At 68.2% G+C, this 7,589-nt stretch carries 11 protein-coding genes; 8 read left to right on the forward strand and 3 right to left on the reverse strand.

The annotated features are described in order from the left end of the window. Position 1: 1 nt before the first annotated feature. The 5 genes from ARC23_RS19740 to ARC23_RS19760 all read left to right on the forward strand — a co-directional run bounded on the left by ARC23_RS19740 (position 2) and on the right by ARC23_RS19760 (position 3,318). Positions 2–382 carry a hypothetical protein gene (locus tag ARC23_RS19740; RefSeq protein ID WP_057498769.1) on the forward strand — a complete coding sequence of 127 codons (381 nt, stop codon included), beginning with the start codon at positions 2–4 and terminating at the stop codon, positions 380–382. Between the two features lie 41 nt (positions 383–423). Further along, positions 424–1,083, forward strand: a complete 660-nt coding sequence (locus tag ARC23_RS19745) for a DUF2238 domain-containing protein (protein ID WP_057498770.1) — start codon at positions 424–426, stop codon at positions 1,081–1,083. After that, complete coding sequence (gene purN, locus ARC23_RS19750; RefSeq protein WP_057498771.1) at positions 1,083–1,742, forward strand: phosphoribosylglycinamide formyltransferase; 660 nt, start codon at positions 1,083–1,085, stop codon at positions 1,740–1,742. Before ARC23_RS19745 ends, purN begins: the two co-directional genes overlap by 1 nt. Positions 1,743–1,810: 68 nt before the next feature. Next, positions 1,811–2,632, forward strand: a complete 822-nt coding sequence (locus ARC23_RS19755; RefSeq protein WP_057498772.1) for a DUF3108 domain-containing protein — start codon at positions 1,811–1,813, stop codon at positions 2,630–2,632. Positions 2,633–2,634: 2 nt separating this feature from the next. Beyond that, positions 2,635–3,318 (forward strand): DUF3108 domain-containing protein, encoded by a 684-nt coding sequence (locus tag ARC23_RS19760; RefSeq protein WP_057498773.1) that lies wholly within the window; start codon positions 2,635–2,637, stop codon positions 3,316–3,318. Positions 3,319–3,456: 138 nt separating this feature from the next. Here the strand turns inward: ARC23_RS19760 and ARC23_RS19765 are convergent, their stop codons facing one another. From ARC23_RS19765 to ARC23_RS19775, 3 genes are read right to left on the reverse strand one after another with little or no spacing between them, the layout of a single operon-like run. Next, positions 3,457–3,774, reverse strand: coding sequence for a hypothetical protein (locus ARC23_RS19765; protein ID WP_057498774.1), 318 nt, complete (start codon positions 3,772–3,774; stop codon positions 3,457–3,459). Continuing rightward, complete coding sequence (gene murA, locus ARC23_RS19770) at positions 3,771–5,042, reverse strand: UDP-N-acetylglucosamine 1-carboxyvinyltransferase (protein ID WP_057498775.1); 1,272 nt, start codon at positions 5,040–5,042, stop codon at positions 3,771–3,773. Before murA ends, ARC23_RS19765 begins: the two co-directional genes overlap by 4 nt. A 21-nt stretch (positions 5,043–5,063) precedes the next feature. Beyond that, complete coding sequence (locus tag ARC23_RS19775; protein WP_005408396.1) at positions 5,064–5,294, reverse strand: BolA family protein; 231 nt, start codon at positions 5,292–5,294, stop codon at positions 5,064–5,066. A 54-nt stretch (positions 5,295–5,348) separates the two neighbouring features. Between ARC23_RS19775 and ARC23_RS19780 the strand changes: the two genes are divergently transcribed. The 3 genes from ARC23_RS19780 to lptC all read left to right on the forward strand — a co-directional run bounded on the left by ARC23_RS19780 (position 5,349) and on the right by lptC (position 7,537). After that, a complete protein-coding gene (locus tag ARC23_RS19780; RefSeq protein ID WP_057498776.1) occupies positions 5,349–6,350 on the forward strand; it encodes a KpsF/GutQ family sugar-phosphate isomerase in 1,002 nt (333 codons plus the stop codon). Positions 6,351–6,416: 66 nt separating this feature from the next. After that, complete coding sequence (locus ARC23_RS19785) at positions 6,417–6,965, forward strand: KdsC family phosphatase (protein ID WP_057498777.1); 549 nt, start codon at positions 6,417–6,419, stop codon at positions 6,963–6,965. After that, entirely contained in the window at positions 6,962–7,537 is a 576-nt protein-coding gene (gene lptC / locus ARC23_RS19790) for an LPS export ABC transporter periplasmic protein LptC (protein ID WP_057498778.1), read from the forward strand. The genes ARC23_RS19785 and lptC overlap by 4 nt, the downstream gene beginning before the upstream one ends. Positions 7,538–7,589 lie beyond the last annotated feature (52 nt).

The raw sequence follows: 7,589 nt of genomic DNA on the forward strand, positions 1-7,589 counted from the left end.
CCTGGCGCAGCTGCAGCTGGCCAGCCACCTGCAGACACTGAAAGTGCTGTTCTACGCGCTGGCGGGATTCCATTGGCTGGCCGCGCTGGCCTTCTTCGGCTTCATCGGCCTGGTCGCCAGCGCGCGGGGGTTGGACGATGGCGCGGTACTGGCCACGGTGTACGGCATCATTTCCCTGCTGGCGGCCGCGCTTGGCTTCGTGCAGCTGCATACCGCACGCCTGCTGTCACGTCGCACCGGGCTGGCCTGGTGCCGGCGCGCAGCCTGGCTGGCCGTGCTGGCCGGGCCGCTGGGGATGGCGTTGACCGCCTATGCCTGGGTGTTCCTGTCCAAGCCTGGCATGGCCGCACTGTTCGACCGCGGCGACCATCTCAGCGTCTGAGCCTGCCGGCAGACGCTCCGCCCTTCCTGATCGACTCCCCCATGTCCGCGCCTGCCCGACCAACGACCGCCCCGCCCACCGCCTCCCATTTCCCAGGCCCCAGGAGGCTGGCCTTTGCCGCCGTACTGGCAGTGTTCGCAATCAGCTGGATCCACCCGCTGTGGCCCACCGAGCAGGCCCTGCACAGCACGCTGACCGTGCTCGGGCTGGCCGCCCTGCTGTGGGTCGACCGCCGCGGTGGCTGGCTGGGCAATGGCGCCTTCATCGCCATCTGCGGCTTCATCGCCCTGCATTGCGTGGCGGCACGCTGGCTGTACTCCAACGTGCCCTACGACGCCTGGGTGCAGGCGCTGACCGGCTGGTCGCCCAACGCAGCGTTCGGCTGGCAGCGCAATCATTTCGACCGCCTCATCCACTTCCTGTTCGGCGTCTGCTTCACGCCGGCGCTGCTGCAGCTGGCCCGCCATGCCTGGCCGGCGCTGCGCCGGGGCCAGGCTTTCACCCTGGCGGTGATGACGATCATGTGCGCCAGCCTGGTCTACGAGTGGTTTGAATGGGCCATCGCGCTGGCCCTGTCGCCCGATGCCGCCGAGGCCTACAACGGCCAGCAGGGCGACCTGTGGGACGCCCACGCCGACATGCTGATGGCCACCGTGGGCAGCCTGCTCACCTGGCCGCTGATCCGCCGGAGTTCCCCGTAATGAGTGCGTCCATCCGTATCGCCGTGCTTGCCTCGGGCCGCGGCAGCAACCTGCAGGCCATCCTCGACGCCATCGGCAACGGCCGGCTGCCCGCCGAGGTGGTCGGTGTGTTCTCCGATCGCCCCGCTGCCGAGGCGCTGCAACGCGTCGAACCGGGCCTGCGCTGGGCGCATGCACCGAAGGAGTTCGACAGCCGCGCGGCCTACGAGCAGGCCCTGGGCGACGCACTGGCGGCAGCCCGGCCGGACTGGATCATCTGCGCCGGCTACATGCGCATCCTCGGCGCGGCCTTCGTGCAGCGCTTCGCTGGCCGCCTGGTCAACATCCATCCTTCGCTGCTGCCGCTGCACAAGGGCCTGGACACGCACGCGCGGGCGCTGCAGGCCGGTGATGCCGAGCATGGCGCCAGCGTGCACCTGGTGGTCCCCGAACTGGATGCCGGCGCGGTGCTGGCGCAGGCCCGCGTGCCGGTGCGGTCCGGCGATGACGCGCAGGCGCTGGCCGCTCGCGTGCTGGCGGTGGAGCATCCGCTGCTGATCGCCACGCTGCAGCTGCTGTGCAGCGGCCGCCTGGCTGAACGGGACGGGCACCCCTGGCTGGATGGTCACCCCCTGTTTAACCCGTTGGCTCTAGATTCCGCCGGGAACCTGAACCGGTAACCGGCTTGCACACGCCCCGCTGACTGCGCGGCTGGCATCCTGCCCCCCTCCTGCGGTCCCTGCCCTTCATGAAGACCACGACCCTGCTGTCCACTTCATTGTTGCTGTCGCTTGCCGCGTTCCCCGGCCCGGGCTGGGGGCAGGCGCAAGCGCCCGCCACCGCGCCGGCTGCGGTACCGGTGGTGCAAGCGCCGGCCGAACCGCCGGTGCCGATGCCTCCGGCCATGGCCTGGGAGCCGCCGCCGTTGCAGCCGTTCAGCGCCACCTACCAGGCCTTCTACAAGGGCAAGGAGGCGGGCGACGCCAGCATGCAGGTCACCCACACCGGCGGCAGCCAATGGCGGGTGGACATGCAGGTGGTCGGCCGCCGCGGCTTCGCCAGCGTGCTGGGCCTGAACATCGAACAGAGCACCGTGTTCGAGGAACGCGGTGGCACGTACGCGCCCTTGAGCCAGAGCACCGTGCGCAAGGGCCTGTTCCTGGGCAAGAAAGCGGTCGGCACCTATAACTGGCAGGCCGGCACCGCGCAGTGGACCGGCGATGTGAAGAAGGACCGCGCGCAGCCGATCCCGCTGCAGCCGGGCGACCAGAGCGCTCTGCTGATCAACCTGGCGATCATGCGCGATGCGCGCCCGGGCGCGGCCATGCACTACCGCTACGTGGACATGGGCAAGGTCCGCCAGCATGACTACCAGGCGGCGGCGCAGACCGAGAACGTCGAAGTCGGCGACCTGTCCTACAACGCGCTGAAGGTGTACCGCACCAACGGCGGCAACAACGAAACCATTCTCTGGATCGCCAACGGTGTCCCCACCCCGGTGCGCATCCTGCAACGCGAAGACGGCGAAGACCGCGTCGACCTTCGACTGATCGAATACCAAGGAGTCTGAGCATGAGCACCCTGACCCGCCCCCTCACCTGGATCGCCGCCGCCGCGCTGTCGATGGCCAGCCTGCCGGCCATGGCCCTGCAGCCGTTCAAGGCCGATTACCTGGCCAGCTACATGGGCATGCAGGCCAATGGCAGCATGACCCTGAGCAGCGAAGGCGCCAACAAGTGGCGCTACACCCTGCAGGTGAAGAACCAGCTGGCCGACCTCAGCCAGAGCACCGTGTTCGAGGAAGTGCGTGGCCAGCTGCGCCCGCTGAGCAGCCAGGACCGTTCGGCCCTGCTGGTGAAGAAGCGCAACGTGCAGGCCAACTACAACTGGACCAGCAACCAGGCCACCTGGACAGGCGACATCAAGCCGGACCGCGCCGGCCCGATCGCGCTGAAAAGCGGTGACATGGATGCGCTGCTGATCAACCTGGCGATCACCCGCGACCTGGCCGCCGGCAAGCCGCTGACCTATCGCATGGTCGACGAAGGCCGGATCAAGAACATGACCTACCGCGTGGTCGGCAAGGAATCGATCACCGTGGGCGGCAAGAGCTACGAGGCCACCAAGGTCTCGCGCGCCGACGGCAACAAGGAGCTGATCGCCTGGATCGTGCCGGAGTTCCCGGTGCCGGCGCGCATGCTGCAGCGTGAGAGTGGCCGTGATGCGCTGGACCTGACCATCAAGGCGATGAACTGAGTGCCGGGGTCGGATTCCATCCCCTCGGGATGGGCTCTGACCCCGGTTGTGGGGCTGGGGTCGGAGCCCTTTCCGATGGAAAGGGATTCGACCCCGGGCCCCGCGAAAAGAGAACGCCCGCTTTCGCGGGCGTTTTTCTTACTTCTTTTCCTCGGCCGCGGCCGGCTTGAACTCGGTGCGGCAGTCCACGCGGATCTGCTCACCGGTGCTGCGCCAGACGAAGGTGCGGCAATGGCGGTTGCCGTCCTGGCTGTCGTTCACCGCCACCGCATAGAACGACTGGATGATCTCGTCACGACTGACCGTGCCATCGCCGTTCCAGTCCATGTCCTTCTGCTCGATGCCCTGGGTGATGGCCAGGTTGGCGTACCAGGCATAGCCCAGCCACGCCAGCACGATCAGCACCAGCGCCAGCAGCGCCTTCCGACGCGGGCTGAATTTGCCGCGCAGGATCATGGCACGCGCCGGATGGTGGCACCGAGCGAAGACAGCTTCTCTTCGATGTTCTCGTAGCCACGATCAAGGTGGTAGATGCGGTCGATGGTGGTATCGCCGCTGGCCATCAGGCCGGCCAGGATCAGCGACGCCGACGCACGCAGGTCGGTGGCCATCACCGGTGCACCGCTCAGGTGTTCACTGCCCCGCACGATGGCGGTATGGCCTTCGACCTGGATGTCCGCGCCGAGGCGCAGCAGCTCGTTGACGTGCATGAAACGGTTCTCGAAGATCGTTTCATTGATCACGCCGACACCGTCGGCCACGCAGTTGAGCGCCATGAACTGCGCCTGCATGTCGGTGGGGAACGCCGGGTACGGCGCGGTGGTCAGGTTGACCGCCTTCGGCCGCTTGCCCTGCATGTCCAGGGTGATGGTGTCGTCGGTGGTCTCGATCTGCGCACCGGCCTCGACCAGCTTGGACAGCACCGCGTCCATGGTGTTCGGGCGTGCGCGGTTGACCGTGACCTTGCCGCCGGTCATCGCCGCGGCCACCAGGAAGGTGCCGGTCTCAATGCGGTCGGGCAGCACTTCGTGGCGGCCACCGGACAGGCGCTCGACGCCTTCGATGACCAGGCGCGCAGTGCCCAGGCCTTCGATCTTCGCGCCCAGCGCAATCAGGCAATGCGCCAGATCGGTCACTTCCGGTTCCATGGCGCAGTTGTCGAGGATGGTGGTGCCTTCGGCCAGCACCGCGCCCATCAGCACGTTCTCGGTGCCGGTGACGCTGACCATGTCGAAGGTGAAATGGCCGCCCTTCAGCCGCTTGGCGGTGGCCTTGATGAAGCCGTTCTCGACCACGATGTCCGCACCCAGCGCCTGCAGGCCCTTGATGTGCTGGTCCACCGGGCGCGACCCGATCGCGCAGCCACCCGGCAGCGACACCTCGGCCGCGCCGAAGCGGGCCAGCAGCGGGCCCAGCACCAGGATCGAGGCGCGCATGGTCTTGACCAGCTCGTACGGCGCAACGTGCTGGTTCACCGGGCGCGGGTCGACCACGATCGCACTGCCACGCGACAGCGTGCCCTGGTCGATGGTGACCTTGGCGCCCAGTTCGCCCAGCAGCTTCACCGTGGTGACCACATCGTGCAGGTGCGGCACGTTGGTGATCTCCACCGGCGCATCGGCCAGCAGGGTCGCGCAGAGAATGGGGAGGACGGCGTTCTTGGCGCCGGAGATGCTCACTTCACCGTGCAGCGCAGCGCCGCCGGTCACAACGATCTTGGCCATGTATTGGGAATCTTCTGCGGTTCAGCCGGCTTCGGCCGGGGTCACGGTTTTCAGTGCCAGCGCGTGGATGGCGCCGCCCATCAGGTCACCCAGGGTGGCATAGACCATCCGGTGGCGGGCCAGCGGCATCTTGCCGGCAAAGGCCTCGCAGACCACGGTCGCTTCGAAATGCACGCCGTCGTCGCCCTGCACGTCGGCGCGGGCGCCGGGCAGGCCGGTTTCGATCAGGTTGCGGATGGTGTCGGCGTCCAACGGGCTTTCCTAATAAAATGTGCCTCCATTCTACTTCCGCTGCGTGGCGTCCGCATGGCCGAATCCCTGTTGCCCCCCCGTTCCATCGACCCTGCCGGCCTGGTCGCCAGTGGCCGCCGCGTGTTCGAGATCGAGCGGCAGGCGCTGGATGCCGTGGCCGACCGCCTGGGCGAGGCCTTCCAGCAGGCCTGCCAGGCGATCCTGGCCAGCCGCGGCCGGGTGGTCGCCACCGGCATGGGCAAGTCCGGCCACATTGCCCGCAAGATCGCGGCCACCCTGGCCTCCACCGGCACGCCGGCGTTCTACGTGCACCCGGGCGAGGCCGGCCACGGTGACCTGGGGATGATCACCGAGGCCGACGTGGTGCTGGCCCTGTCCTATTCCGGTGAGTCCGACGAGGTGCTGATGCTGCTGCCGGTGCTCAAGCGCCAGGGCAACGTCCTGATTTCGATGACCGGCCGCCCGCAGTCCAGCCTGGCCACGGCGGCCGATGTGCACCTGGACGTCAGCGTACCGGCCGAGGCCTGCCCGCTGGCGCTGGCGCCGACCTCCAGCACCACCGCCTCGCTGGCGATGGGTGATGCGCTGGCGGTGGCCCTGCTCGACGCCCGTGGCTTCACCGCCGATGATTTCGCCCGCTCGCATCCGGCCGGCAGCCTCGGCCGCCGCCTGCTGCTGCACATCACCGACGTCATGCACACCGGCGAGGACCTGCCTCGCGTGGGCGCCGACGCCAGCCTCAGTGAAGCGCTGGTGGAAATGAGCCGCAAACGGCTCGGCATGACCGCCGTGGTGGATGCCGACGGCGTGCTGATCGGCCTGTTCACCGACGGCGACCTGCGCCGGGCGCTGGACAGTGCACTGGATGTGCGTACCGCCCGGATCGCCGATGTGATGACCCGCAATCCACGCACCATCGGTGCCGACCAGCTGGCCGTGGAAGCGGCCCGGCAGATGGAAACCCAGAAAATCAACGGCCTGATCGTGGTCGATGGCCAGGGCCGCGCGGTCGGCGCCCTGAACATTCATGACCTGTTGCGGGCCCGGGTGGTTTAACCGACAGTCCGTAGACCCCATTCAGTCTGTAATGACCCTCCTGCCGCCACCGAGCCTGTCGCCCTGATGCCCTGGTCCCCCCTGTCCGCCTTCCCCGCTCCCCTGCACGCTGCGGCGGCCGGCATCCGCCTGGCCTGCTTCGACGTGGACGGTACCCTCACCGACGGTCGGCTGTACTACGACAAGGACGGCAATGAGAGCAAGGCGTACTTCGTGCAGGACGGTCTGGGCCTGAAACTGCTGCAGCAGCACGGCATCCACCCCGTGCTGATCACCGCGCGCAACAGCCAGTCCGCGCTCAGGCGCGGCGCCGACCTGGGTATCGATACCCAGATCGCGGTGGGCGACAAGCTGGCCAGCGTGCAGGCGTTGTGCGCCAAGCACGGCGTCGGGCTGGGGCAGGTGGCGTTCATGGGCGACGATCTGCCCGACCTGGCGCCACTGGGCGCGGTCGGCCTGGCGGTGGCCCCGGCCAATGCCCACCCGTGGATCGCCGAGCGCGTGCACTGGCGGACCCGCGCCGAGGGCGGTCGTGGCGCGGCCCGTGAACTGTGCGACATCCTGCTGGCCGCGCAGGGCCATGTGGACGCCGTGCTGGCGAGGTTCGGCGCATGAACCTGCCGACACTGAACTGGCGCACCCTGCTGGGCGTCGGCCTGCTGCTGGCGGCGCTGCTCAGCAGCTGGGCCGCCTTGCGCAACCGCGACAAGGGCCACGCCAACGACAGCCAGGAACTGGGTGTGGACTACGTTCTGCACGACTTCCAGATTGTCGCCCTGGACGAGCACGGCAAGGAATCGACCACCCTGCGTGCGCCGCTGCTGGAGCGCCAGCGCGGTGACCAGACCATCACCATCGCCACCCCGTTGTTCGAGATGCCGGACAAGGATGGCAAGCACTGGACCCTGCGTGCCGAAACCGGCTGGCTCAGCGCCAAGGGCGATGAGATGAAACTGCGCGGCAACGTCGCCGGCGACAGCCCGGCCGGCCCGGGCACGGTGCCGACCACCTTCCGCACCGACCATCTGGACGTGTTCCCGAAGGAAAACCGCGCCCGTACCGACGCCCTGGTGACCATGACCCGCCCGGGCATGGAGCAGTCCGGCGTCGGCTTCGAGGTGGATTCGAAGAACAACACGTATCATTTCCTCAGCCAGTCCAAGGGCCGCTACACGCCCAAGCGCTGATTCCGCCGCCCGCCTGCGACGTCTCCGGACCGGCGCAAGGCGGACAGCCCAC

Source organism: Stenotrophomonas beteli, assembly GCF_001431665.1.
Taxonomy (GTDB): domain Bacteria; phylum Pseudomonadota; class Gammaproteobacteria; order Xanthomonadales; family Xanthomonadaceae; genus Stenotrophomonas; species Stenotrophomonas beteli.